Raw genomic sequence first — 26341 nt, forward strand, 5'->3', positions numbered from 1 at the left:
AGCTCACAGCAGTGTTGTCGGAGGTAAAGTGATGAATATCGTGTTGGGTCAAATGACATCTCCCATATCAGGGGATATCACGCAGTTGAACGCCATCATCTTAGCGGATGCGCGCCGGACGGAAGCCAACCTTGGCTTTCACTTGGGGCGATTGTCGGGGGGATACAAAATACTGGTCCTCAGCCGGCGTCCGCAAGCCAGCGATTTTGAGTTTTCCGGCACGACCCTGCGATCCGGCGGGCGCGAGGGGCTGCCCGCAGACACAGACCAGAAAGACAAAGAACGCATGCGCATCCATGACGGGATCATGGGCGCACGCGGGGCCGATGGATATGCCGCAATGCAACAAGCGGCGCTACAAAATATTCAGGTCAAAGGGCCACAACGTCTGGTCAAGATTATGCCGGACATCCGGCACAACACAGATATGTCACCCAGCCAGCAATACCCGATGGGCGGAGGCTTTTTGCAGTGGACGCTCAAGAAACCGGGGCTGTCGTTCTTTTGTGCCGCGCAGGTGGCAAAAGACGGGTTGGTTTCGGTGCCGGGGCGGACATTTCAGCTTAACAGCGGCAATTTCGCAAATGATTATCCGCAGCGCGCCGAGTTTCAAAAATACCTTCAGCAGGCTTGATTCTGCCTTGCCGCAACGCAGCATTTCCTTTCGGGATATGCGGAAAGTTATGAAGATTCCGGTACTTTTTCCGTGTGGATTGCGTTTAGGTGTTCGTTAAGTTGCTATAAATAATAGATTTATTCCGAATATATGCGAGTGCAGAAAAATTGCGCTGCAACGCAGAAAAATCTTGCAATGCCGCGCTGCGGCATCTATATCTTTCTACAGAAGCGAAACGGGATGCTCTGAAATGGGATCTCACAATGCAAAAGGAATTATGACAATGGCTAAGACACAAGACATGACAGCGATGTTCAAAGACGTTATGGGTTCTTTCCCCGTCGACATGACAGCAATGGATGACGCGTTCAAAACAACAGCGTCCCTGAACGAAAAATTGTCTACAGTTGCTTTGACAGCTGCTGAAAAATCCGCTGAAGTTTCCAGCAAATGGACACAAGACACGTTGGCAAAATTGTCCGACATGTCCAAAGCAAAATCCGAGCCAGCCGATTATGCAAAAGCAATGACAGATTTCGCATCTGCTTCTGCTGAAGTTGCCGCTGAAAACATGGCCGCTTTCGCTGAAATCGCCAAAAAAGTTCAGATGGAAACAGTTGAGCTGATGATGGCCGCAGGCAAAGACATCTCCGAAGATGCAACAGCTGCAGTCAACAAAGCGACAAAAGACGTGACAACAGCCGCGAAAAAAGCCGCAGCGAAGTAAGCGTCACAAGCTTAGTGTAAAGAGTTTTCGCGCACGTCTCCTCCCTGACACGCGCGAACAAATGGGCGGATCCTTTTTAAGGGTCCGCCTTTTGCATTTGGATTACTGACTTCAAGCCATCCCGTAGCCCGTCGACGACCTTGCGAATGCGGGCCGTGTTGCGCACCTCTGGATGCGCTGTCAGCCAGACGGGGATAGAGGCCACATTCTGCGATGGTATCAGATTGACGACCGTTGTGTCGGCATCACCTATGGCAATTTGGTTAAACCCGACGCCAAACCCCGCACGCACCATTTGCCAACATACAACCTGATCGTCGGACCTAAATTTGAAGTGATCGCGCGTGGCCTCGATGCCCCTTTCGCGCAGCCCGTCCACGATCTGGGTGCTGCGATCATACCCGACCAAAGAATGATGCAGCAGATCTTGCGGTTCATCCAGTCCGCCATTGCGCTGGATATAGGCAGGGGTGGCATAGGCCCCGATCAACATATCGCCCACATGCTGCGCCACCACATCGTTTTGCGTGGGTCGGTACATGCGGACGGCGATATCGGCTTCGCGTCGCGACAAGTTGTTTGTTTCGTCCGATGCGACAATCTCAAACGCGATTTCAGGGTGTTTCACATGCAAGGTTGTTACCAGATCCGGCAGAATGTACGTGGCCATGATCTGGCTGGCGGTGATGCGCACCGTGCCTGTCAGGCCGTCGTTTTGGCCTTCATGCGCCATTGTCAATTTATGGGCGGCATCCGCCATGTCCCTTGCATGCTCCACCAACCGGAAACCGGGGTCCGTAAGGGTGACACCGGTTTTGCTGCGTTCAAACAATCGGGTGCCAAGCTGTTGTTCGAGAACGGAAATATGTCTACTTAATGTGGGTTGCGTGGCGCCAGTGGCCTGTGCCGCTGCCGTCAATGAACCATGCTGCGCAACAGCCGCGAAAGATTGTAACAAGGACCAGTCCATAGTCTACGCATCCATTTTTGAATGATATAATCCGAATTTTCCCAAATGATATTCAAATTATAGCGGGTTATCCAGTCCCCATTGAAACACCATTTCGGGAGAAAACAAATGAAACAGGTCGTGGTTCTTGGGGCAAAGGGGCGTTTCGGACGCTCTGCTGTGACGGCATTTCAGGCTAGTGGCTGGCAGGTGCGTGCCTTCGGGCGCAATTGGACCGGCATAGCGGAAGCAGGCGTGAAGCGGATAACCGGTGACGTGGTGGACGAAGCGGCCCTGAATGCGGCCTGTGCGGGATGCGACCTGATCATCAACGCGGTCAACCCACCCTATGAAGACTGGGCCGCTACGCTGCCTTCGATCACAAACGCCGTGATAAAAGCAGCAAAGCGGGTTGGCGCCACCGTGGTCATTCCAGGAAATCTTTATAACTACGGGGCAGGGTGCCCGCCTGTGTTACGTGAAGACACGGCGTGGCGTCCCACCGCACGAAAGGGGCACATGCGGGTGGACATGGAAAATGCTTACCGCGCGTCCGGGGTGCGTACCATTGTGGTGCGGGCGGGCGACTACATCGATACCGAACAATCGGGCAATTGGTTTGATGTGCAGATTGCCAAAAATGCACTCAAAGGGCGCACCAGCTATCCGGGCGTGTTGGATGCTTTGCATCCTTGGGCGTTCTTGCCTGATGTTGCTGCGGCGACTGTTTTGCTGTGTGAGCAACGCGACGCCTTTGACGCATTTGAAGAGTTCGGATTTGACGGGTACAGTTTGACAGGTCTGCAATTGGCCGATGCGATCGCCGTCGCCGTAAACCGCCCACAAAAGGTAGTTGGGGTGCCGTGGCGACTGGTCAAAGTGATGGGGTTGTTTAACCCAACACTGCGAGAGTTGGCAGAATTGCGCTATCTTTGGAATGTGCCCCACGTGATGGACGGACGAAAACTGATGCAAGCTTTGCCCGGGTTCACGCCAACGCCATTAAAGGATGCGATGCGCATCGCTGTGCGAAAAGACATACGGTAGCGTATGCGCAATATCCTTTCCTTTCGCCAATGATCTGCCTAAGCTGCGTTGCAGCACCATCTATGGGTGCAGCGCAGCACGCGTTCGGGGAGAATTTTTGTGGCAGCCACTCAAACACCATTGTTGATCAAGCGTTACGCCAGCCGTCGGCTGTATAACACCGAAACAAGTGATTACGTGACACTGGAAGATATCGCAGGGTTTATCCGCGACGGGCGCGAAGTCAAAATCGTTGATTTGAAATCCGGCGATGATTTGACCCGCCAGTATTTGCTCCAGATTATCGCAGAACACGAGAGCCGTGGTGAAAGCGTATTGCCCGTAGATGTTTTGAACGATCTTGTCCGCAGCTATATGGGCGGTGGCGCATCGGTCGTGCCTCAATTCCTGCAAGCGTCTTTTGACATGCTGCGGGATGGGCAAAGCAAGATGATGAACAACATGTCTGCCATGAATCCGATGTCCAAAGTGCCCGGCTTCGACATGATGCAAGCGCAGCAAGAAGCGTTCATGAAAGCGATGACTGGCGGCATTGGAACACCCGGTTGGACGGGTGGTACTACTGATGCGCAAAATGAAACGCCATCGCAGCCCTCTGGCGATACCGAAGATCTGGACGCGATCAAGAAGCAGTTGGCGGATTTGCAGGAAAAGCTGTCAAAGCTGTCTTGAATGTGACCCATGGAAGGGTGGGTTTAAACCCACCTTACTGACCCCTATTGCGGACCTAAAAATTGATATATCACGTGCCGTAAGCTCTTGGTGTGTCAACGCTTTCAGAAATCGCCTGCAACAAAACGCTTGCCACTTCATCCAATTCAGATTGCGTCAAACGCACCGGCAAACGTACGTCACACGCCCGCATCAACATGCGCTTGGTCTGTGGCAATTTTGGCAAGTCGGGAATGAACTGCCAATTCCAAAACGCCCGTGCGTTGTCGTCAGATAGCCCGAAAATTTGCACTTTGACCCCGGCGCGCGCTGCAGCTTCTGCAAATCCATACGCTTGCGTATCATCCATGCCTATCAGATTGAACTGAATGGAGTCAGGGGCACGTTCCTCTCCGGGCAACGGGTTTGGTACGGTGATATGCGGCGATTGATCAAGGATCTCAGCCAGATAGTCATGATTGCGCCGCCCGTCTGCAACACGCTGTTCCAATGCGGGCAATTGTGGCCGGATCACGGCCGCGGACAGATTGGACAAACGCAGGTTGTACAGCGGCAACTTGTTTTGCCATGTCGCAAAGGCATCCTGCAGCACTGGGTGTTTTTTCCAGTTATGCTCGTATGCGCCCGACATGATAATCGCGCGTGCCACAAGGTTTGCGTCATCCGTAATCAAGATGCCGCCTTCGCCTGCATTGATCATCTTGTAGGACTGAAAGGAAAAACAACCAACTTTGCCGATGGTCCCGATTTTGCGGCCATTCCAAAGGGTGCCCAAGCTGTGCGCGGCATCTTCTATCACCGGAATGTCCGCCGCGTCACAAAGCGCCATGATTGCATCCATGTCGGATGTATGACCGCGCATGTGGCTGATAATGACGGCTTTTACTGTCGGTAGCTTGGCCTCAAAGTCTTTTAAATCAACGCGGTAGTTGTCGCCCACTTCACACAGCACTGGCAGGCAGTCAGCATGCATGACGGCAGAGGGCACAGCGGCAAATGTAAAGCCAGGGATCAAAACCCGGGCGTCGCGGGGCAGATCAAGCGCCTTGAGAGACAAAAACAATGCGGCAGAGCATGACGACACAGCCAGCGCATACTGACTGCCCATCATCTGGGCGAATTCAGCTTCAAGCAAAGAAACCGGAGCACCCTGTGCTGCTGTATAGCGGAATAGGTCGCCGCTTTGCAGCAAACGGTCAATTTCTGTGCGTGCGGCGGCTGGGATTGGATCAGCATCATGCATATTTGGCGTAGTCATATTTCACATTCCTTATGTGCATCTTTGGTGATACTTAATACACAAGGAAAGCTTTTCCAAATTATTTTAACACGCGTGGCGTTTTGGCGCGGTCCCTAGATCCCCAAACGGTCCCGCAAAGCGTACCAGCTCATCGCAAGGGCCAGCAAAGGTGTGCGCATTGCACCACCGCCAGGAAAGGGTGTCGAGGGAATCGCAGCCATCGCATCAAAGCCGTCTGTTTGTCCTTCGATGGCCTGCGCCATCAATTGTCCCGCTTGCACAGCATTCCCCAACCCGTGTCCCGAATACCCGCCTGCACTTAAAACATTGGGGGCTGCTCGGTACAAAAATGGCAACCGTTTCATCGTGATGGCCAATGTGCCGCCCCACGCATAGTCGATGGGGATGTCTTTCAAGTGCGGGAACACTTGTGTCATAGGCCCACGCACCTTGGCTGCGATGTCTTTGGGAAACCGGTAGCCATAGCTTTCACCACCGCCAAACAAAAGCCGGCGATCATGGCTGAGGCGAAAATAGTTGACGACAAAACGACTGTCGGCGACGGCAACATCACGCGCCAGAACGCGTACTGCTTCGTCACCCAAGGGGGCGGTGGCTGCTATGAAATTATTGATGGGCATCACGCGACTGGCAACTTTGCGGTCGAGATCCCCCAAATATCCGTTGCCCGCCAGAACCACATGCGAGGCAGTGATACGTCCCGCATCGGTGTGCACTGTAGCTGGTGCGCCATGTTCAATTGATTGCGCGTGCGTACCTTCGAAAATGCGCACACCGGCTGCAACGCAAGCGCGGGCCAGACCTAGCGCGAATGCCAAAGGATGCAGGTGGTAACTGCCCATATCCAAAATTCCGCCCCTGTAGTCGGGCGAGGGGCAAATCTGGGCAAAACCCTGTGCGTCAAAACGTTCCAAAGAATAGGCGTAATGCGTGTCCATATGATCTGCGTACCGATGTAAATCGTCCACATCGGCTTGGCTGGACCCGCTCCAGGCCACGCCTTGTTTGACGTGGGCATCGACGGAATGCTCCTTGATCAGATCCAGACACAGGGCGACGGCATCCAACCCCATGCCCCACAAATGTTTGGCGTCATCGCGGCCAACCAATGCCTCAAGACCCTTTTGGTCTACACGCTGGCCTGTGCCCAATTGCCCTCCATTGCGCCCAGAGGCTCCAAAACCCACGCGTTGCGCATCGATCAAAACAACATCGCGCCCAGCTTGGGCCAAGTGCAAAGCAGTTGAAAGGCCTGTGTATCCGGCGCCCACCACACAAACATCCGCTGTCGCAGAACCTTTCAATGGGGCAAAGGGCTGCAAGGGCGTGGTTGTCGCCGCGTACCAACTGTCAGGGTAGGCCCCGCGCCGGTCATTGGAATAAATCAACTGCATGGCACCCCCGCGGTCCGCTTCACCTTGCTTAATAAACCTCCCCCGGAGGGTCCCAAGCCAGAAAACACCTAGACGTTGATCAAAAGATGCTCACGTTCCCAAGGAGAGATTTCTTGTAAGAACTCATCATACTCGGCACGCTTCACAATGGAATACACGCGGGCAAATTCTGTGCCCAGAACCTCGTGTAGATCGGTGGCTTCATCAAAAACGTCCAAAGCCTCACCCAAAGTGCGTGGAATATCACCTTCGCCGTCATAGGCGTCGCCTTTGAATTGCTTGTCGGGGCGACGTTCTTCCATAAGGCCCAAGTACCCACAGGCCAATGATGCAGCGATGCCCAGATACGGGTTGCAATCCATGCCCGCCAAGCGGTTTTCAACGCGACGCGCATTGGGGTCTGACAGCGGAATACGAATGCCGGTGGTGCGATTGTCACGGCCCCATTCAAGGTTGATGGGGGCCGCGTGATCTTTGACGTAGCGGCGATAGCTGTTCACGTAAGGCGCCATAACAGCCAGCGCGTTTGGCATATGGTTTTGCAGACCTGCGATGTAATGGAAAAACGCATCCGTTTCTCCGCCTTGCGGCCCGGAAAAGATGTTTTGCCCCGTTTCGATGTCCAAAATGGAATGGTGGATGTGCATGGCAGAGCCGGGTTCGTCTTTGATCGGTTTCGCCATGAACGTCGCAAAGCAATTGTGACGCAATGCGGCTTCGCGGATCAGACGTTTGAAATAAAACACCTCGTCGGCAAGCTTTACAGGGTCACCATGCAGCAGATTGATTTCCAACTGCCCTGCGCCGCCTTCCTGCGTGATGCCGTCAATCTCAAAGCCCTGCGCTTCGGCAAAGTCATAGATATCATCAATCACAGGACCAAATTCATCCACAGCCGTCATCGAATAGGCCTGACGCGCTGCCGCCGGACGGCCTGAACGCCCCATCATCGGCTCAATCTGTTTGGCGGGATCAATATTGCGCGCAACCAGAAAGAACTCCATTTCAGGGGCGACAACAGGTTCCCACCCTTGGTCACGATAAAGCTGCACAACACGTTTTAATACATTGCGCGGACTAAAACCAACGGGGTTGCCTTTGCGGTCGTAGGCATCATGGATGACCTGCAGTGTCCAGTCCCCTGTCCATGGGGCAGCGGTGGTTGTGGCCATGTCCGGTTTTAGGATCATGTCCTTTTCGGTGAACCCCTCTTCACCCGCAGCTTCACCCCAACCTCCTGTGATCGTTTGATAAAAGATACTATCTGGCAGATGAAAATAATCCTGACGGGCGAATTTCTTTGCAGGAACTGCTTTGCCGCGCGCAATGCCGGGCAGGTCTGAAATGATGCATTCCACCTCGTCCAAAGTCCTGCCATTCAAGTACTCTTTGGCAGGAGCGGGAAGTTTGGAAATCCAGTCGGAGGCCATCAGGCCCTCTCTTTCTTGAAAAATTCGGCCATGTTCTGGCCGATAGTGGCATTGTTGTTGGCCGCGCCCAGTTGCGATGCAGCGTGGTCCAGTCGGTCTTCTTCGACGCCGTCGCCTTTCAGGCGGATCAGGCCTTCGATGGCGGGGCTTTCAAATTCGGGATGGGGCTGGATTGTCCAGATTTGGTCGCCGTACACAAGCGATGCATGGGCGCAAAAACCGCTGCGACCAACAGTACGTGATCCGGGGGGCGGGGTCACAACCTGATCCTGATGCCACGCATTCAAAGCAAGCTTTTGCCCGTTGATTTCATATTCGACGCGTCCAACGGACCACCCACCGTCAAATTTTTCAACGCGCCCGCCCAGGGCCTGGGCGATAATTTGGTGGCCAAAGCAGACCCCGATCATGGGTTTGCCGCTGGCGTGAATATCGCGGATCAAGTTTTCCAGCGGATCTATGAAGGGATGGCTTTCGTAGGCCCCGTGTTTAGATCCGGAAATAAGCCACCCGTCAGCGTCGTCCGGGCCTAACGGGAACTTCATATCTACAACGCTGAAAGTCTCGAATGTAAAGCCGTGACCCTGCAGAAGTGTGCTGTAAAGCGCTTCGTAGTCGCCCAGCTCTGGCTGCAATTCCGGAACGAAATGGCCCGCTTGCAAAATACCGATCTTCATAGAAACCTCTTTGTTTTTGGCAGTCTAAGCATGGATGGATGCCACGGCAATGGGGTCAGACCCGTTCGAGCATAGCTTTCCACCGCTGGTCTTTCGGAACGTCCGTCATCTTTTTCAACTCTTGGCGCTTGGTCATGATCAGATTATCGATCAATTGCGGATGAAAGATGCGGGCCATGAAGGGGTCCGTTTCAAAGGCGTCGATGGCGCTTGATAAATCGCAGGCAAGGCCCGGTAGATTTGCGTCATAGGCATTGCCGACAACAGGGGCCGGAGGGACCATCTGGTCGTCTATGCCGATCATGACACTGCCCAATACGGCGCTCAGCAACAGATAGGGGTTGATGTCTCCGCCAGCGGTGCGGTGTTCAACACGCCGCGCTGTGTTTGGACCGCCCGGAATACGAACGGCGACGGTACGGTTCTCATAGCCCCAAGCGGCAGCGGTGGGCGCATGGGCGCCTGCAACAAACCGGTCGTAAGAATTGGTGTGTGGCGCAAAGATCAACGAACTGCCGGGCATTGCAGCCAAACATCCGGCAACAGCCTGTTGCATGGTTTCGGTGCCCTCAGGGCCGCCGTTGTCAAAAACGTTGTTGCCGTCCTGATCCACGACCGACACATGCACATGCATGCCATTGCCGGCATCGCCGGGATACGGTTTGGCCATAAAGGTCGCAGCCATTGCGTGTTTGCGCGCCAATCCACGCACCAAGGCTTTAAAGGCCCAGGCGTTGTCCGCCATCTCCATGGCCGGACCATGGCGCATGGTAACTTCGAACTGGCCGACGCCCGCTTCGGAAATGGCAGTTTCGGCGGGGATGCCCATCGCAAAAGCACCCGCATAAAGGTCGTCAAAAAATGGCGCAAAAGCGTCCATCTGGGACATGGACAAGATGGCAGAACCATCCAGCGGACGCCCACTGCGCGGGTTAACGGGGGCTTGGGGATGTGCACCGCTGTCATCGAGAAGGGTAAATTCCATTTCAGTGGCGGCGATGGGGGTCCAGCCGCGCGCTTCGAAACGGCTTAAAACACGGGCCAATGCGTGGCGCGGGTCGCCTTCAAAAGCAGCCCCTTCATCGGTGTACATCGACATGGGCACCAAAGCGGATTGCGCATCCAACCAAGGCACGGGCATCGGTGCGCGGCCCGTGGGGCGCAAAACGCCATCTGCATCACCTGTTTCAAAGACCAATGGGCTGTCTTCGATATCTTCCCCCCACAGGTCCAGATTTAACACAGACAAAGGCATACGAACCGCGCCGCTTTCCAGTTTCTTAGCGTAGGATCCGGGAACCACTTTGCCACGCATCTGCCCGTTCAAATCACATGCCGCGACCCGAAACGTTTGAAATTGTCCTAAGTCCATGGGCCTTCCAGTCCTAAATTCTCGGGTTCACCGGATAAGATTTGGCCGCAAGCGTAGTTTTGGGCGTACGTTTGACGGCAAATGACGATTTAAACGGCGGTTGATCGCGCCAAAAATAGAAATCACGATCAACGTCAGAACAATGAAGTACATTGCCAGAATGGGATAGGGAATAAACGGGTTGAAGGTTTTGTCGGCAAAGTAGCTTGCATAATAAAGGGCATCGCCGCGTTGCTGCCACGCTGGAAAACCACTGAAAAAGACCAATGTGGTGGCGTGAAACAAAAAGATGGCTTCGTTGGTATAGGCAGGCCATGCAAGACGCAGCATGGTGGGCCAGATCACGCGTTTGAAGCGTGACCACCCCGACAGCCCATAGGCATCTGCGGCTTCAACGTCACCTTTCGGGATGGACTGTAGCGCGCCGTAAAAAATCTCGCCCGAGTAGGCAGCCGTGTTGCAAAACAAGACGATCAAGGCCCCCAGCCATGCGGCCGTGAACGCATCAAAGAAGGGGGATACGGTCTTAAGCTGCAAAAACAGGAAGTACCCGAAAAAGAACTGGATGAACAAAGGTGATCCGCGAAACAAGAAGATGAACCATTCTGCGGGTTTGCGGACCCAAACATTGCCAGAGGCTTTGCCGACAGCCAAAGCCGTTGCAAAGACAAACCCCGCGATCAGGGCGACGATGCCGAAGTACACGTTCCAGATCATGCCGGACCCGATCAACGTAAACTGCTGGCACAGCGTAAAATCATCACGCGGCAGCAGGCGTTCTCCGTAGCCCACAGCACGCAGCCCGTAGGCCATAATGGTCTCGTAGCAGGTCATGCCGCTTTCCTTTGGGCTTCACCGCCAGATGTGGCTTGGCCTTTGGTCAGCCGGGCCATGATCCGTGACAAAACAACTTCGGATACTTTGGTAAAGGCCAAATAAAACACCAGCAATGCAAGGAAATACCACATCCGCCAATCGCCGTGCGGATAATCCGTGAACCGCGCAGTCTTGTTACCGCCCAATTCGCGGGCCCAATAAACAATGTCTTCGATGCCCAGCAGGAAAAGCAACGGGGTGGCTTTGATCAGGACCATCCACAGGTTTGACAAACCGGGCAGGGCATAGACCCACATCTGTGGCACCAAAATGCGCCAGAATGTTTGGCGCGGTGTCATGCCGTAGCTTTCGGCGGTTTCCAATTGCGCCTTGGGTACGGCGCGCATCGCACCGAACAGAACGTTTGCGGCAAAAGCACCAAAAACAATCGCAAAGGTGAACACCGCGATCATAAAACCATAACTTTCATGAACCCATTGCGGCGCGTTCCCCAGCGGCATTTTGGCCGCTTGGCAAACAACAAAATCGCTGCCCTGACGGATGGGTTGATCCCAATCGGGACATTTGATTTTGTGGCGGGCCCATTCGATCATCTGATCAAGGGCGATCACAAAGAACAGGAAAAACGCAATGTCAGGCACACCGCGCACAACGGCGATATATCCGCGGCCCAACCACGACAGCGGTGTCACGCGGCTGCGTGCGGCGGAGGCACCGGCAAAGCCGAATGCAAGGGCTGCAGGGGCGGTGATGGCAAGAAGCAACAGAACCGTCAGCACCGACCAATAAATCGACATATGTTTGCCGGTGGTCAGGTAACACGCCATCCATTGCCAATCAGGCAAGAGGCTGGGGTCTGTGCAAAAGCTAAAAATGGGATTGCCTCGTGGTGCGGCGCGATTGAAGAATGAAGAGACGGCTGTAGACAGGAAAGAGGGGGCTGAAATTCATCCAGCCCCCGCCGTTCGAGGTCTTAGAACTGACCGCCGATTTCCCATTTGGTCAACAGCGCGTTCAAGGTGCCGTCTTCTTTCATGGAACCGATGGCCGCATCGAATTTGGCGCGCAATTCGCCGTCGCTTTCACGCAGACCCATGCCGACGCCGCCGCCGATCATTTCTTCTTGGGCCAAAAGCATCATATCCGCTTTTTCGTCTGCGATTGGTGTCAGGAACGCTTTGTCGGCCAGAACCGCGTCTGCTTCACCGTTTTCAACGGCTGCGATTGTTTCTTCTGGCGTTGCAAATTCAACCAAAGTCGCACCGGAGGCTGCGATGAAAGACGCCTGAATGGTGTTTGTTTGTGCCGCGATGACGCCACCTTTGATGTCTGCGTCTGCGGACATTGCCAAGTAGGCGGAGGGGTCAGGCAATGTGTAGCCTTGCGTGAAATCAATCACTTCGTCACGCTCGGCTGTGATGGACATGCCCGCGATGATCGTGTCGTAGTTGCCGGATACGAGGTTCGGGATGATGCTGTCCCACTCGTTTGTGACCCATTCGCAGGTCAGTTCGGCACGTTTGCACAGCTCGTCGCCCAATTCGCGCTCAAAGCCGTCGACTTCGCCAGCGTCATTGATGAAGTTGTAGGGGGGGTAGGCGCCTTCGGTGCCCATGCGCACGGTTTTGCCGTGGCCGTCTGCAAATGCCATGCCAGCTGTCAGTGCCAGCGCGGCGGTGCCCAAGATCAGTTTTTTCATAGGTATTCTCCCGTTTGGTTTTTTTGTTTACGTCAGTGCGCGGTGGATGAAAGAAAGCCGCGCAGGCGTTCGGATTTGGGTGCGCCAAACAGTGCCTTTGGCGCCCCTTGTTCTTCAATAAGACCTTGATGCAAAAAGACCACGTGGTCTGATACATCAGCGGCCAGTTTCATATCGTGTGTGACGATGATCATGGTGCGGCCTTCTGCGGCCAAGTCTTTGATCACCTTGATGACTTCTTGTTCCAGTTCAGGGTCCAGCGCACTTGTTGGCTCATCAAACAGCAAAGCTTCGGGTTCCATGCAAAGTGCACGTGCAATCGCCGCACGTTGTTGTTGCCCACCCGAAAGCTGTGCGGGAAACACGTCGCATTTGTCGCCAATGCCCACCTTGTCCAGATACGCTCGTGCGGATTTTTCCACTTCGGACTTGTCACGTCCCAATACGGTCAGCGGCGCTTCCATGACATTTTGCAGAATTGTCATGTGTGACCAAAGATTGAACTGCTGAAAGACCATCGACAGGTTGGTGCGAATTCGCAAAACTTGGCGGCTGTCTGCGGGGCGTCGCCCATGCCCCTGACCCTTCCAGGACACAGGCTCGCCTTTGAAGACGATCTCGCCTTTCTGGCTGTCTTCCAAAAGGTTGCAGCACCGCAAAAGCGTTGATTTGCCGGACCCCGAGGAGCCGATCAAAGACACCACGTCGCCACGTTTCGCTGTGATATCAACGCCTTTAAGCACCTCAAGGGCGCCGTATGCTTTGTGCAAGCCGGATATGTCTATGACGGGTGTGGTTGTGTCTGTCACGATGTGAGATGCATCTTTGTTGAGTCTGTCGATGCAATATAAGGCGGCAAATTGTGTTACTTTGCAACTTGAAAACGACGGTTTTTCAGCAATTTACCTTTCGCTTGCCGTTAGGGCAACTTTGGAATGTCCAACGCGAGGTACGCAGCTTTGGGGATATGAACCAACCCTTTGAGGTGCAAAAGACCCAAATCTTCGGGGGTCGTGGCTTTGATCCCGGCTTGAACAGCACGCGCGATCATATCGGCGTCCGTTGAGTGCGACGTGATATAGGGCAGGCCGGGCGTGGGGACGGTTTTGTCTATGACGCGCAACTGCTTCACAAGTGCGGGATCCTGACGATGCAACATGCGCCACGTCAGCGCGTCCAGCGCTGCGAAATCCGCGTGTCCCTCTGCGACAGACTGTGCGGAAAGCGCATGGTCCCCTGTGGCAGGGCCGGTTTCGAAGGCAAGTCCAGCCTGTTTGAAATGCGCCACAGGTGCTGCCCACCCCGATTGCGAAAGCCCTTCGTTATACGCCATGTTGCGATGTTCAAGATCGCAAAGCGCGTGCGCGGGATCGTCTTTGCGCACCACGATGACGCTGCGGTAAAACCCCGGCGGGCAGCCTTCGATCGCGTAATCCGGCGTGCCGACAAGCTGCACCTTGGCGTGCAAATGGGCGCGGTAGGGCAGGCCGCAGGTTTGGGCCAACAACAAGTCGGGGTTTTGCCAGATGTCCCAAGCATCCCCGCCGCGCGTCAGATCATTGGGGGCATCGTCCAGAGTTTCGCTGATGTTTCGCCACAAAGCGTCTGTCGCAGCGGTGGCATAGGGCATGTCATACATGCCCAAAAATGCGATCAAACTGAAACCCTTTGCCGTGCCAGCGCACTGTCACGATCCGTGACACCCAAAAGGTTGGCAACAAGGCGTAAAAGCGCATCTTCTTCATCAGACCGGTTGCCGTCTGCCAACGCGACTTGCCACAAGGCTTCGATCACAGACAGGCGTTCATCGTAGGCCACAGCATCTTTGATGGCGCGGGTAAAGCGAACGGTGTCAGGGGCTTCGGTTTCAAGTTGTTCCGCATTTTCGCAAAGTGCTGCGACGGCAGCCGGATCAAGACCATAACGCGTCTTGGCGATGGATTCGACGCGTGCGCGTTCGGCGGCATCATAGTGACCATCCGAGCGGGCAACCCGGATCAACAGCGCAGTCAGCGCAAGCCGGGCATCGGTTTCGGGCAAAGGGGCGGGTTCGGGCTGTGTCAGCCTTTTTAAGAAATCTCCAAACATACAGACGGACATAGCCTTCCTGTCCCGCCGCGCCAATGGTTAACCCAAAATATTGATGTTCCCAAACCGCAGGTTGTCCAGTGCCAACCCTTGCGGGTCATCGTTCATGATGATGACGCCTGCAATATCGACGACGCCATTGTTGCGTTCAAAACCAACGGCATACTCATGCAGCCGCTGGACACGCAACGTTGTGATAACCGAACCGTCACGGCGCAGAAACATCACGCGGGCGCGTCCGCCTTCACCGCCGCGAATATCAAAAGCCAACGCCGCTTGGTCTTCATCAAACAGGATTGAAATCGCCCCTTCGCCTTGACCGTCACGGGACGGAAACGCTGCGCGCCCATAGCCGTTTAGCACCTTGTTGCCGCTCATCATAACCAGTGACATCGTCTGGCCCGGCAGACCTGCCTGAGGGGTCAGCGGATTGTTCGCAGGACCGCGAACAGTGTCGAAATCGCCTGTATATCCCAGCGTTTGCCCAACAAAACGCTCTGCCAGAACCACGCCGGGCAAAACCCAAGGATCGTTTATCAGATGGCCGGGACCCATCGTCGCACTTTGGTCTTCAAACGTGATGACACGGGGCAAGGCCAGCGTATTTGGATCGACCTGACAAACAGGTGTCTCACAGGCAAATGCGGGTGCGGCCAGAAGGGCAAAAGGCAGAATAAAGCGAAACATATCTGCCTTATACCACAGGTTGGCTTTAGCCCAAATAGCCTTCGACGATGATCATATTGCCGTCTGATACGTCGACGCGCATAGCCTTTGCCACTTGGTAGCCGTCACTTTCATAGCAGGCCACGGCGTCGGCATAGCTGGGAAATTCAATGACAACGGTACGTGTGTTCCACGTGCCTTCGCGCAGTTCTTGTTGGCCGCCGCGTACCAGAAATTTCGCGCCATATTCAGCCAGCGGTGCGGCGTTGGCGGCGCGATACTTGTCGTAAGCTTCCACATCGTGCACGACGTTATGCGCGATCCAATATCCTTTTGCAGTCATGGGGCAGACCCTTCTAAATCTTTGAGAAAATCTTTGATATGCGTTTTGTTTCTTCGGCCGCGCCGTAAGGTGGGTTTAGCACGAACATGCCGGACCCGATCATGCCGTGACCGGGTTTGGCGGGGGCAAATCGCACCTCATGGCACAGCGCATCGGGATAGGTTTGACGTAGCAAATTGACCATGCCCTCCTGTGCGTTGTTGGCCAGAACCGGATACCAGATGGCGATGATGCCGACATTCCAAGCGCGTGTATATTTGCGCAAGTCTTTGGGGATGCTGACGTAATCTGCTTTGATTTCATAGCTTGGATCAATCAGCATGACACCGCGTCTGGGGGTGGGTGGCAGCAGGCTGTGCGCCATCGCAAACCCATCCGCCTTGTGGCAGGTGGCGGGGTAGGGCGACATGTTCAGTTCCAGCGCCGCATGTTCTGTTGGATGCAATTCGCACAGGTGAATGCTGTCTGTGGGGCGCAACAGGCTGGATGCGATCAACGGCGATCCGGGATAGGCGTTTTCGCCGTAGGTTCCGGCGATTTGCGACAACGCATCCCCGTATGGATGATCCACAAAGGCTTGGCGCAGACGTTGAATACCGGCAGCCGCTTCGGCGGTTTTCAAAGCCTCCGCGTCGGTCAAATCGTATAATGCGCGCCCCGCATGTGTTTCAATATAGCTTAACGGTTTGTCCTTGGCCGTCAGATACCGCAGCATCCAAGCCATCAGGCTATGTTTATGAACATCCGCAAGATTTCCGGCGTGATAGATATGTTGGTAACTGAGCATGGCCGCGATATGAGGCGAAGCAGCTGCCCTGCGCAATGGAAAACGCAGTGGCAGACCGGGTTTTTATGCGGCTAGGGGGCGGCCAACCGCCCCAAGGTGTCTTCGCGCAAACTGGTGATGTATTTTGTACCGTCCGCGGTCTCGATCACACCCGTTGTAAATGCAAAGCCGCCATCCGGATCATGCAGGGTTTCCAGAACCTCACCGGTTTCGCTGATCCGTGCAACCAACCCATAGCGTGTGGCCTTGGGGCGCATGGCGGCGGGCAAGCGCATCACCAGTTTGCGCAAGAACGGCTTGGGGGCCAAATCGTCGGCCTGTTGGGATCTGGGGCTAACGAACCCCATCCAGAATGTGCCGTCTGGGGCGCGGCTGATATTGTCAGGAAAGCTTGGGGTGTTTGCCAAAACGGTTTCCACGGATGACCCGTCAAGGGACACACGGCGCACGGCATAGGCGCCGGTTTCGATCACCAGAAAATGTGTTCCTGCGGCGTTGATCGCAAGCCCGTTTGCAAATTGTAACCCATCAAGGATCACACGGGTCTGGCCCGTTGCAGGGTCATAGCGCAGCACGCGGCCATGGCCGCCGTGTTCCATCAGGTCAAGAAATGAGGCCGGAAAGGTGCCGCCGTTGGCCACAGCCCCGAATCTTGTCGACGCATCGGTAAAATAAATCGAACCGTCGGGGGCGATGTCCAAATCATCGGCGTAGTCGATGGGGGTGCCGTCGACGGTATTTGTCAGGACAGTCACAGTGCCTGCCGCATCCACTTGCACCAACCCTTTGGCGGCGTCTGCGATGTACAAAACCCCGTCATCTGTGGCCGAAATGCCCAACGGCAACCCGCCTGTGTTCGCAAATTCGCTGACTGTGCCATCCGCAGGATCATAGGCCAGAATTGCACCGGAATGGCTGGCCATATAAAGCCTGCCGTCCGCGCCGATGGCCGCATCTTCGGGGCCAAATTCACCGTTCAGCGCAATGCGGTCCATGGCTTGTAGGGCTGTGTTGGGGGAAAACGCCCCTGTGTATCCCTGATTTTGCGGCGCGTCCCATGGCTGCGGATCAATAGGGACGGGCCAAAGCGTCAGATACAACGCCCCCGCCCCCAAAAGAACGGCACTTGCTTTTAAGACAGGTTTCAACATGTGATCAATCTCCGATCCAACGGCCAAGAAAGCGGCCCTTGACCATCCACGACAGCCCAAACGCCCATAGCGCGGCAGCTTCTACCCAGAAGGTGACATTGTACAGGTTCCACCACGTCGGTTTGAACACAAAACTAACGGCCAACGCCCCAATAGATACAATCATCACAGTGCCCATGGCATAGTAAAGCGCGTTGCGGATGCGTTTTGTCTGGGTCAGGCTCCCATCGCTGTTCTTTTGATGCGGATCTGCGGCGGTGAACACAAACAGCGCAAACCACGCGAGAAACACAAAAAGGGTCGCGGCGCTTAGATAGTGCAAGCTGTCTGCGAACGAGAAAAGCGCGAAAGGCGTCACCAAATCCGGCAGGGCAGTGGCGTCGCCCGCGCCTTGCGTAAAGGCCATGATAGGACGGGCCAGAAACGTCGGATCGTCACAGCCATCGCCGCTTGTGGGAAACAGGGCGACACCGATGGCCGCGATCCCGGCCAGACCGGACAACCGCTTTTCGGCGCCCTTTGCGTCTTCGCCCTGATAGACCAGCAAGTACCCCCCGATGAACACGAGTGTGCCGATGAAAATACTGCCCAGAAATGGCGAATAGTAGGTGTGGCTGATGGAATCGCGGAAGCAGGCAGGCGGAATGCCGGGAATGGGACCGGTGAATGTTTGATAGTGGGCACCAACAATCATCACAAAGGGCAGACATAAGGCCAAAAGGCCAACAACAAAGGCCAGCTTCTTTGAACTGATTGCAGCATATCCGTTGTGATCGGGGGCTTGTTGGTAGCGGTGGCTGCTTGTTTGAAAAAGGGACATGGGCAAACTCGTTTGTTAAATGCAGACAAGTTTACCCATTTTACTCAGTTTGGCGAGTGTCGCGTTCTATACGGCTGTCGATTGAACCACCGCGGAACGGTTTAGACCAACCGCGACACATCCTTGGCGGCCCGTACAAAGTCGCGGAACAAGGGGTGCGGATCGAAAGGCTTGGATTTCAATTCGGGGTGGAATTGTACGCCAATAAACCATGGGTGATCCGGCCATTCCACGATTTCGGGCAAAGAGCCATCCGGGGACATGCCCGAAAAGCGAAGTCCGGCCTTTTCAAGCTGTTCTCGGTAGGCAATGTCGACTTCGTAACGGTGCCGGTGACGTTCGTCGATGGCGGTTTTTCCGTAAACTTCGGCCACTTTGGACCCGGCCATAAGCGTCGCATCATAGGCACCCAGGCGCATGGTGCCGCCTTTGTCGTCGCCTACTTTGCGGCTGACTTTGGCATTGCCCTGAACCCATTCCTTGAGGTGATAGACCACGGGTTCAAAGCGTTTTTTCCCTGCTTCGTGGTCAAATTCTTCCGAGCCCGCAGTCTTGATACCCGCCACATTTCGTGCAGCTTCAATGACGGCCATTTGCATGCCCAGACAGATGCCCAGATAGGGGACGTTGCGTTCGCGGGCAAATTGCGCCGCTTTGATTTTGCCTTCGGTGCCGCGTTCGCCAAATCCACCAGGGACAAGGATTGCTTGAAATCCTTCCAGCTTGGTGGCCACGTCGTCCGATTTGTCGAACACTTCGGCATCGACCCATTCCACGTTGACCTTCACGCGGTTGGCCATGCCGCCATGGGTCAGCGCCTCTTTTATGGATTTGTAGGCGTCTTCCAACTGCGTGTACTTGCCCACAATCGCCACGTTCACTTCGCCTTCCGGATTGTTCACGCGGTCCGACACATCGCGCCACACGCTAAGGTCCGGCTTGGGCGCAGGCGAGATTTGAAAGGCATCCAGAACAGCCTGATCCAACCCTTGGGCGTGATAAGCCAATGGCGCATCATAGATCGACGGCAGATCATAAGCTGCCACCACTGATTCCTTGCGCACATTGCAGAACAATGCAATTTTCTCGCGCTCTTTTTCGGGGATCGGGTGTTCGGAGCGGCACACAAGAATATCCGGCGCGATGCCGATGGATTGCAATTCCTTTACAGAGTGCTGGGTCGGTTTTGTTTTCAATTCACCGGATGCTGCAAGGTAAGGCAGCAACGTCAGATGCATGAAGATACACTGCCCACGCGGCTTGTCGTGGGAAAACTGACGGATGGCTTCAAAGAAGGGCAACCCTTCGATATCGCCAACGGTGCCGCCGATTTCGCACAACATAAAGTCCACATCATCACCGCCAACATTCAGGAAGTCTTTGATTTGGTTGGTGACATGGGGGACGACTTGGATCGTTTTCCCCAGATAATCGCCGCGCCGTTCTTTTTCGAGAACCGTGGAATAAATGCGGCCGGAACTGACGGAATCAGTGTTTTGTGCAGGCACCCCGGTGAAGCGTTCGTAATGGCCCAGATCCAGGTCGGTTTCTGCACCATCGTCGGTCACAAACACTTCGCCATGTTCAAACGGTGACATCGTGCCGGGATCCACGTTCAGGTAAGGATCAAGTTTGCGCAAACGTACCGAAAAGCCACGGGCTTGCAGCAAAGCCCCCAAGGCGGCAGATGCCAGCCCTTTGCCCAATGAGGATACAACACCACCGGTGATGAAAATATATCGTGCCATATGCAGGGTCGCTCCCGTGTGCGTCAAACGTAAGATGTGGGCTGAATAGGCAGCCGCAATCCACTGCGAAGTTCGCAGTATCACGGGATTTAAGCCTAACAGGATTCGGATCGGTGAAGCAAGGCAAACCGCAACATCCTGTTACAGGTTTTTGCCTGACCTCAAGGTATAGGTTTAGTCAGCAGATGGCACCAAAGGTGCGTTTTCGCCTTCTGAGGGTGGAAGCAGATCATCGACACCGGGAAGGCCGGGTGCTTCTGCACCAGCTTGTGAAGGTGTGACCCCCAAGCGGTCTACAACAGACGATCCAGACGCATTCTGCGCAGCAATGATCGTTAGGGATACCGACGTGATGATAAACCCAACGGCCAAGATCCATGTGAACTTTGCCATCGGTGACGCAGGTGGGCGTCCCGACATATTGCCACCGCCGCCGCCGCCCATGCCAAGCCCGCCGCCTTCAGAGCGTTGAACCAGCACGATGCCGACCAACCCCAAGGATAGGATAAGATGGATGATAAGGACGACGTTTTCCATAAGGAACCTGACTTCGGTTAAGCGCTTCGCGGGGTATCTATGCAAGTTTGCGCGATGGGGCAAGTGGGCGATTGCCAAAGGGTGCGTCTTTTGTGTGGCTTGGGCTGGACAGCGTGACCGCACCGCGCCATGGTCGCGGCATGCCACATGACCATTCTGACCACGATCACCCGCATGCACTGTTGCCCTCTGACCCCGCGTTGCGCGTCAAGGCACTGGAAACGATCTTGACGCAAAAGGGTCTGATTGATCCTGCAGCGCTGGATGAGATCATCGAAACCTACGAAACCAAGATCGGCCCGCGCAACGGTGCCGAAGTCGTTGCTCGGGCTTGGATCGATCCGGCCTTTCGGGAAGCCTTGCTTGAAGATGCCACAAAAGTAGTTTCCGAATTGGGGTTTTACGGTCGGCAAGGTGAACACATGGTCGCTGTCGAGAACACCAAAGATGTGCACAATATGGTCGTTTGCACATTGTGTTCGTGCTACCCGTGGCCGCTGCTTGGAATTCCGCCGGGGTGGTACAAATCAGACGCTTATCGGGCGCGTGCGGTGCGCGAACCGCGCAAGGTTCTGGCAGAATTCGGAATTACGTTGCCGGAAGACACTGCGATACGTGTTTGGGATTCCACCGCCGAAGTCCGGTATCTGGTTGTTCCGATGCGTCCCGAAGGCACCGAAGAAATGGCGCAGTCAGAACTTGTGGAGCTGATCAGTCGCGACAGCATGATCGGCACTGGATTGGCAGGCCAGACATGACCCGCGTTCATGATATGGGGGGGCGCTTCGGGGATGGCGTCATTGCCCAAGACGCGCAAGATGCCCCAGTCTTCCACGAAGACTGGCATGCACGTGCGTTGGCACTGACACTGGCAGCGGGTGGTTTGGGGCAATGGAATATCGACATCAGCAGACACGCCCGCGAATGTTTGCCACCCATAGATTATGCGCGGTTTTCGTACTATGAAAAGTGGATGGCCGGACTTGCAGGCTTGCTTGTCGATACAGGCGTCGTGACCCGGGCTGAACTCGCAGAGGCGCGCGGCCAAGGCGAAAGCACGTGGGCTGACAAACGGCTGAAAGCGGAAAACGTGGCGGGTGTTCTGGCATCTGGCGGGCCCGCCGACAGACCAAGCGACATTCCAGTGGCCTTCAAACCTGCGGACCAAGTGAGAACGCGCAAGATAACCGGCAACCGGCTTGTCGACGGTGGGCACACGCGGCTGCCAGCTTATGCCGCTGGGGCCGTCGGGCGGATTTTGCGGGTGCATGGGACACATATCTTGCCCGACAGCAGCGCCCATCGCTTGGGCGACGGGGCAGAGCCACTCTATGCCGTAGCCTTCGCCGCATCAGAGCTTTGGGCAAATCCCGAACACCCCAAAGACGAGGTGGTCTTGGATCTTTGGCAAAGCTATCTGGAGCCGGCATGACGCAACCGGAGCCCGTATTTGAAACCCCATGGCATGCGCAGCTCTTTGCACTGACGGTGCATCTGAACGAAGCAGGGCATTTTGTCTGGGCCGATTGGGCGGACCGGTTCGGGGCCACGCTAAAACGGCATGGGGTGAACAAGAACCTGAACGGCGGGGACGACTATTTCAAAGCGTGGCTTGAAACGCTTGAAACATATCTCGACCAGACCGGGGCGGCAGCATCGGCTGAGGTGGAAAGGACGCGGGACGCTTGGGCAGAGGCCTATCAAACCACGGCCCACGGGGCGCCGGTCAAGTTACCAGTCAAGTCTTAGGGGACAAAAACGCCCCCTTGTTCATCTCGCCAATGAAACCTCGGGGTTTGGGGCAGCGCCCCAATCGGGCATTTATTCGCGCGAAAACAGACCCGCTTTAAACAAAAAACGTTGCCAAGCGCCCTTTTGTGGCCACAAGCGGCGCTTGCGCCGCGCCGTGCCCGCCAGCCTGTTGAATTCATGCACGTCGATGATTTTTTCCGCGCACCCACAACCCTCTGCGTTCGCGACTTGGGTATAGTAAAATTTTGTGAAATCTTCAGGACGTTTCGCAATTCTACTCATCCACGTCGTCCATATCAGCCTGACCAGAAAGGGTGCGGCGCACATGGCTCCAACTTAGACCGATTCCCAAAACCACGGACAGGGCAACCAGACCCAACCAGGTGTTCGATCCGGGGTTCTCCAAATTGAGCAGCCCAAAATCATAAAGCACCCATAAAATTGCACCAACCAGCGCCAGGACCAATCCCATGCCAAAAGCCCCGATCGATCGAAGTGTGGCGCGCAGGTATATGATGTAGCCCACCAACAAGAGCAGTCCGGCCAAGACGGCCACGGACAATTGGGCGCTGCCGTTGTCAGAAACCCACGTAATATAGTTGTACGGGGTCGGGTTATATGTGGCGGCCAGCAACACAAAGGCGCAAACCCAACGCAAAAGAAAACCCATAAAACACTCCATTCATCTGTTCGCTGAACCTGCCTGTTCTGGCGCCGCGTGTCCAGATGGTGCGACCAATGTGGGTTTCGGGCATATTTCTGGTTTCGCCCTGCGCCTTGCGTGGGTATACCGACGCGGGTTTGATCAAAGACTCAGCGAATGAAGGACGAAAAGCCATGGCGAATGTTGTTGTTGTCGGTGCCCAATGGGGTGACGAAGGAAAAGGCAAAATTGTCGATTGGCTGTCAGAGCGCGCCGATGTGATTGCGCGGTTCCAAGGTGGACACAACGCGGGTCACACGCTGGTCATTGATGGCAAGGTCTATAAGCTGAACGCGCTGCCGTCCGGTGTCGTGCGCGGTGGGAAACTGTCGGTCATCGGCAACGGCGTTGTCCTTGATCCGTGGCATTTGCTGAATGAAATCAAAACGATCCGCGAACAGGGCGTTGAAATTACACCCCAGACACTGATGATTGCGGAAAACACGCCATTGATCTTGCCGATCCACGGCGAATTGGACCGTGCCCGCGAAGAGGCGTCGTCGAAGGGCACCAAAATCGGCACAACAGGGCGCGGCATCGGGCCAGCCTATGAGGATAAAGTGGGCCGTCGGTCTGTGCGCGTCGCTGATCTTGCCGACGCAGCCACGCTGGAAGCCCGCGTGGACCGCGCCTTGCAGCACCATGATCCTCTGCGTAAGGGCCTTGGCATTGATCCAATCGATCGCGACGCACTTGTGGCGCAGCTGAAGGAAATTGCACCAGCCATTTTGGAATATGCAGCACCGGTTTGGAAGGTTCTTGGCGAAAAGCGTAAAGCGGGCAAACGTATCTTGTTTGAAGGCGCACAAGGCGCATTGCTGGACATTGATTTCGGCACATACCCGTTTGTGACATCGTCTAACGTCATCGCAGGTCAAGCCGCCACAGGCGTCGGTCTTGGACCGACATCCATCGATTTTGTTCTGGGCATCGTCAAAGCCTACACAACCCGTGTCGGTGAAGGCCCATTCCCAACAGAATTGGACGACGCCGACGGTCAACGCCTGGGCGAACGCGGACATGAATTTGGCACAGTGACAGGGCGCAAACGCCGGTGTGGCTGGTTCGATGCCTGCTTGGTGCGACAAACATGCGCGACATCAGGTGTGTCCGGTATCTCACTGACAAAGCTGGATGTTTTGGACGGCTTCGAGACATTGAAGATCTGCACAGGCTACATGCTGGACGGCAAGGCATTGGATTACCTGCCCACGGCCGCGGATGAACAGGCCCGTTGCACGCCCGTCTATGAAGAAATCTCAGGCTGGTCGGAAAGCACCGAGGGCGCGCGGTCTTGGGCGGACCTGCCTGCGCAAGCTATCAAATATGTACGTCGCATCGAAGAGTTGATTGAATGTCCTGTGGCCCTAGTTTCCACTTCACCGGAACGCGAAGACACGATCCTTGTGACGGATCCGTTCGCCGATTGAAAAGGGAACTCTATGGCGTTGTCATATAAAGCACGCAGGCGCTGGGCGCTGGTCGTTTTGTTGGTTGGACTGCCGGTTTACATCATTATGTGCACGGTCGTGATGGCGTGGTTGACCGGTGAAGGCGACGCACCGTTGCCGTTTTTGGTGCAATTGTTGATCTACATCGGGTTGGGTGTGGTTTGGGCCGTGCCTTTGCGCAAGATTTTCAAAGGCGTGGGGCAGGCGGACCCCGATCAGCAAGGCTGATCTTTCAGCTTTGCGAAAACCCGCGACCCAGTGCGCGCCACCCCAAAACACCAACAAGGACCGCGCCAGCAGAGGCCACGTAGAATGGCAGAACCAAAGCGGCATCGCGTGTAAAAACGGTTTCACCCCACCGCACGATCAAACCCGACAAGATTAGACCGATGGGCATCAAGCCCCACGCCAACATGCGGTACAAACTGTTGACCCGCCCCAACAAAACATCCGGAATACTGCGTTGGCGGTAGCTGACAGAGACTGTGTTCCACGTGAGGCCGGAAAACTCGAATACCATGATCATCGCAGCAAGGCTTAGCCAATTTGGCGCATATGCGAACCCGAAAAAGCAGGGTGCTGACACCACCAAACAGACTTGTGCAGTGCGCATCGGCCCGTACCGTTTTATGATGGTTTCGGCTACAAAACCCGCGGCAATGCCACCAACAGCGCCAGCGGCCAACAAAAGGCCGTAGGCTGTGGCGCCTAAATTCAGGTTTTCCTGAACATGTAGAACAAGCGCTATCGCAGACATCTGAAAAAGCAGGTTCCAAGCCCCGGTGATCCACGCCATAGACCGCAACAACGGTGACCTCCGCAGGAAATCGAACCCTTCTTTCAGCTCTGATCGCCAGTTTGGGGCGGACTGCATTTCCGGCTTAAACGCGCCTTTTATCGGCCAAACCAGCCACAACGCTGCTACATAGGCCACTGCATTCAAAGCAAATGGCATGGGAATAATCGTCGCAATCAAAAATGCGCCCAAGGCTGGGCCGATCAGTGAATTCCCGACCAATTCGACACTCCATAGCCTGCCATTTGCAGCCTCTAGGCGTTCATGCGGAACAAGGCTTGGCAGCATGGTTTGGGCGGCATTGTCACGAAAAACCTCTGCACTGCCTACCAAAACCGCTGATAATAACAGCATATAGAACAAGCCGGGTTGCGCCAAACCGGTCTGAGGGGCGTCAGCCAGCGGCATCGCAAGAACCACCGCAACTGTGGCCGCTGCAAAGCCAAATGCGCGCAACACATCCATAGCTACAATCAGCCGGTGTCGATCCACGCGGTCGGTTATGACCCCTGCTGGCAATGCGAAAACGAACCACGGCAAGCGCAACGCGACTGGCATTAACGCGATCAGAAATGCATCGCGTGTCAGCAAAGTGGCCATCCAGGCCCACACGACAGTGGCAACGCCGTCTGCCAGATTGGTCAATCCTGCAGCTGCGACAAAGCGTGAAAACGGAGAGAGCGGGAGAATATGTTTCATACAGGTCCAGTTGGAGGATGAAGCATGGTTGAGGTCAAGGGCAAACGTGCTTCTGCGCGTGCATCGTTTGATGGAACGATGTGTCGCCCCTTCGTGCAACTGCACATTTGTGATTTTGC

General features: G+C 55.1%; 31 protein-coding genes. 9 read left to right on the top strand and 22 right to left on the bottom strand.

From position 1 onward, the window contains the following. Positions 1–31 precede the first annotated feature (31 nt). The gene (locus tag ABJL60_RS02685) at positions 32–634 is read left to right on the top strand and encodes a hypothetical protein (protein ID WP_348374659.1); all 603 of its coding nucleotides are present in this window, start codon (positions 32–34) and stop codon (positions 632–634) included. A gap of 265 nt (positions 635–899) precedes the next feature. After that, entirely contained in the window at positions 900–1343 is a 444-nt protein-coding gene (locus ABJL60_RS02690; protein ID WP_108828957.1) for a phasin family protein, read from the top strand. 76 nt (positions 1344–1419) lie between these two features. On the opposite strand, the gene ABJL60_RS02695 is transcribed toward ABJL60_RS02690, so the two are convergent. Beyond that, positions 1420–2301, bottom strand: coding sequence for a LysR family transcriptional regulator (locus tag ABJL60_RS02695; protein WP_348286330.1), 882 nt, complete (start codon positions 2299–2301; stop codon positions 1420–1422). A gap of 120 nt (positions 2302–2421) precedes the next feature. On the opposite strand from ABJL60_RS02695, the gene ABJL60_RS02700 reads away from it, so the two are divergent. Next, the gene (locus tag ABJL60_RS02700) at positions 2422–3339 is read left to right on the top strand and encodes an NAD(P)H-binding protein (RefSeq protein WP_348374660.1); all 918 of its coding nucleotides are present in this window, start codon (positions 2422–2424) and stop codon (positions 3337–3339) included. A 99-nt stretch (positions 3340–3438) separates the two neighbouring features. Beyond that, entirely contained in the window at positions 3439–4011 is a 573-nt protein-coding gene (gene phaR / locus ABJL60_RS02705; RefSeq protein ID WP_348286326.1) for a polyhydroxyalkanoate synthesis repressor PhaR, read from the top strand. A 70-nt stretch (positions 4012–4081) separates the two neighbouring features. On the opposite strand, the gene ABJL60_RS02710 is transcribed toward phaR, so the two are convergent. The 18 genes from ABJL60_RS02710 to secG all read right to left on the bottom strand — a co-directional run bounded on the left by ABJL60_RS02710 (position 4082) and on the right by secG (position 20821). After that, a complete protein-coding gene (locus tag ABJL60_RS02710; RefSeq protein WP_348374661.1) occupies positions 4082–5269 on the bottom strand; it encodes a DegT/DnrJ/EryC1/StrS family aminotransferase in 1188 nt (395 codons plus the stop codon). A gap of 95 nt (positions 5270–5364) precedes the next feature. Continuing rightward, positions 5365–6666 (bottom strand): FAD-binding oxidoreductase, encoded by a 1302-nt coding sequence (locus tag ABJL60_RS02715; protein ID WP_348374662.1) that lies wholly within the window; start codon positions 6664–6666, stop codon positions 5365–5367. Positions 6667–6734: 68 nt separating this feature from the next. After that, entirely contained in the window at positions 6735–8096 is a 1362-nt protein-coding gene (locus ABJL60_RS02720; RefSeq protein WP_108828951.1) for a glutamine synthetase family protein, read from the bottom strand. Then, entirely contained in the window at positions 8096–8773 is a 678-nt protein-coding gene (locus ABJL60_RS02725) for a type 1 glutamine amidotransferase (protein ID WP_348374663.1), read from the bottom strand. Before ABJL60_RS02725 ends, ABJL60_RS02720 begins: the two co-directional genes overlap by 1 nt. 55 nt (positions 8774–8828) lie before the next feature. Continuing rightward, a complete protein-coding gene (locus tag ABJL60_RS02730; protein ID WP_348374664.1) occupies positions 8829–10145 on the bottom strand; it encodes a glutamine synthetase family protein in 1317 nt (438 codons plus the stop codon). 27 nt (positions 10146–10172) lie between these two features. Continuing rightward, positions 10173–10979, bottom strand: coding sequence for an ABC transporter permease subunit (locus ABJL60_RS02735; RefSeq protein WP_348374665.1), 807 nt, complete (start codon positions 10977–10979; stop codon positions 10173–10175). After that, complete coding sequence (locus ABJL60_RS02740) at positions 10976–11857, bottom strand: ABC transporter permease subunit (RefSeq protein ID WP_348375352.1); 882 nt, start codon at positions 11855–11857, stop codon at positions 10976–10978. The genes ABJL60_RS02735 and ABJL60_RS02740 overlap by 4 nt, the downstream gene beginning before the upstream one ends. 98 nt (positions 11858–11955) lie before the next feature. Then, complete coding sequence (locus ABJL60_RS02745) at positions 11956–12681, bottom strand: transporter substrate-binding domain-containing protein (protein WP_108828946.1); 726 nt, start codon at positions 12679–12681, stop codon at positions 11956–11958. A gap of 32 nt (positions 12682–12713) precedes the next feature. Next, positions 12714–13490, bottom strand: a complete 777-nt coding sequence (locus tag ABJL60_RS02750; protein ID WP_348374666.1) for an ATP-binding cassette domain-containing protein — start codon at positions 13488–13490, stop codon at positions 12714–12716. Positions 13491–13600: 110 nt separating this feature from the next. Continuing rightward, a complete protein-coding gene (locus ABJL60_RS02755; protein ID WP_348374667.1) occupies positions 13601–14338 on the bottom strand; it encodes a PhnD/SsuA/transferrin family substrate-binding protein in 738 nt (245 codons plus the stop codon). After that, positions 14335–14769, bottom strand: coding sequence for a TerB family tellurite resistance protein (locus tag ABJL60_RS02760; protein WP_348286309.1), 435 nt, complete (start codon positions 14767–14769; stop codon positions 14335–14337). The genes ABJL60_RS02755 and ABJL60_RS02760 overlap by 4 nt, the downstream gene beginning before the upstream one ends. Positions 14770–14808: 39 nt before the next feature. Beyond that, positions 14809–15456 carry a hypothetical protein gene (locus ABJL60_RS02765; protein ID WP_348374668.1) on the bottom strand — a complete coding sequence of 216 codons (648 nt, stop codon included), beginning with the start codon at positions 15454–15456 and terminating at the stop codon, positions 14809–14811. A 25-nt stretch (positions 15457–15481) separates the two neighbouring features. Then, complete coding sequence (locus ABJL60_RS02770; protein ID WP_348286305.1) at positions 15482–15778, bottom strand: DUF1330 domain-containing protein; 297 nt, start codon at positions 15776–15778, stop codon at positions 15482–15484. Between the two features lie 13 nt (positions 15779–15791). After that, on the bottom strand, positions 15792–16565 hold the full coding sequence (gene rlmJ, locus ABJL60_RS02775; protein WP_348374669.1) for a 23S rRNA (adenine(2030)-N(6))-methyltransferase RlmJ: 774 nt from the start codon (positions 16563–16565) through the stop codon (positions 15792–15794). 71 nt (positions 16566–16636) lie between these two features. Further along, the gene (locus ABJL60_RS02780; protein ID WP_348374670.1) at positions 16637–17716 is read right to left on the bottom strand and encodes an SMP-30/gluconolactonase/LRE family protein; all 1080 of its coding nucleotides are present in this window, start codon (positions 17714–17716) and stop codon (positions 16637–16639) included. Between the two features lie 4 nt (positions 17717–17720). Further along, a complete protein-coding gene (locus ABJL60_RS02785) occupies positions 17721–18536 on the bottom strand; it encodes a hypothetical protein (RefSeq protein WP_348374671.1) in 816 nt (271 codons plus the stop codon). 101 nt (positions 18537–18637) lie between these two features. Next, the gene (locus ABJL60_RS02790) at positions 18638–20284 is read right to left on the bottom strand and encodes a CTP synthase (RefSeq protein ID WP_348286297.1); all 1647 of its coding nucleotides are present in this window, start codon (positions 20282–20284) and stop codon (positions 18638–18640) included. Between the two features lie 174 nt (positions 20285–20458). Then, the gene (gene secG, locus ABJL60_RS02795; RefSeq protein ID WP_348286295.1) at positions 20459–20821 is read right to left on the bottom strand and encodes a preprotein translocase subunit SecG; all 363 of its coding nucleotides are present in this window, start codon (positions 20819–20821) and stop codon (positions 20459–20461) included. Positions 20822–20961: 140 nt separating this feature from the next. On the opposite strand from secG, the gene nthA reads away from it, so the two are divergent. From nthA to ABJL60_RS02810, 3 genes are read left to right on the top strand one after another with little or no spacing between them, the layout of a single operon-like run. After that, positions 20962–21579, top strand: a complete 618-nt coding sequence (nthA, locus tag ABJL60_RS02800) for a nitrile hydratase subunit alpha (RefSeq protein ID WP_348374672.1) — start codon at positions 20962–20964, stop codon at positions 21577–21579. Then, the gene (nthB, locus tag ABJL60_RS02805; protein ID WP_348286291.1) at positions 21576–22253 is read left to right on the top strand and encodes a nitrile hydratase subunit beta; all 678 of its coding nucleotides are present in this window, start codon (positions 21576–21578) and stop codon (positions 22251–22253) included. Before nthA ends, nthB begins: the two co-directional genes overlap by 4 nt. After that, the gene (locus ABJL60_RS02810; RefSeq protein WP_348374673.1) at positions 22250–22570 is read left to right on the top strand and encodes a nitrile hydratase accessory protein; all 321 of its coding nucleotides are present in this window, start codon (positions 22250–22252) and stop codon (positions 22568–22570) included. The genes nthB and ABJL60_RS02810 overlap by 4 nt, the downstream gene beginning before the upstream one ends. Before the next feature lie 72 nt (positions 22571–22642). Here ABJL60_RS02810 and ABJL60_RS02815 read toward each other — a convergent pair whose 3' ends face one another. Together ABJL60_RS02815 and ABJL60_RS02820 are read right to left on the bottom strand one after the other, a co-directional pair. Next, complete coding sequence (locus ABJL60_RS02815; protein WP_108828933.1) at positions 22643–22855, bottom strand: hypothetical protein; 213 nt, start codon at positions 22853–22855, stop codon at positions 22643–22645. After that, positions 22848–23243: a DUF6524 family protein gene (locus ABJL60_RS02820; protein WP_348286287.1), complete on the bottom strand. Its 396-nt coding sequence runs from the start codon at positions 23241–23243 to the stop codon at positions 22848–22850. The genes ABJL60_RS02815 and ABJL60_RS02820 overlap by 8 nt, the downstream gene beginning before the upstream one ends. Before the next feature lie 167 nt (positions 23244–23410). Here ABJL60_RS02820 and ABJL60_RS02825 point away from each other — a divergent pair, with 167 nt between their 5' ends. Both ABJL60_RS02825 and ABJL60_RS02830 read left to right on the top strand, forming a co-directional pair. Then, a complete protein-coding gene (locus ABJL60_RS02825; protein ID WP_348286285.1) occupies positions 23411–24706 on the top strand; it encodes an adenylosuccinate synthase in 1296 nt (431 codons plus the stop codon). A 12-nt stretch (positions 24707–24718) separates the two neighbouring features. Then, positions 24719–24955 (top strand): DUF2842 domain-containing protein, encoded by a 237-nt coding sequence (locus ABJL60_RS02830; RefSeq protein WP_108828931.1) that lies wholly within the window; start codon positions 24719–24721, stop codon positions 24953–24955. 4 nt (positions 24956–24959) lie between these two features. Here ABJL60_RS02830 and ABJL60_RS02835 read toward each other — a convergent pair whose 3' ends face one another. Continuing rightward, positions 24960–26222 carry an MFS transporter gene (locus tag ABJL60_RS02835; RefSeq protein WP_348374674.1) on the bottom strand — a complete coding sequence of 421 codons (1263 nt, stop codon included), beginning with the start codon at positions 26220–26222 and terminating at the stop codon, positions 24960–24962. Positions 26223–26341 lie beyond the last annotated feature (119 nt).

This window comes from Ascidiaceihabitans sp. (genome assembly GCF_039986515.1).
Classification (GTDB): Bacteria; Pseudomonadota; Alphaproteobacteria; order Rhodobacterales; family Rhodobacteraceae; genus Ascidiaceihabitans.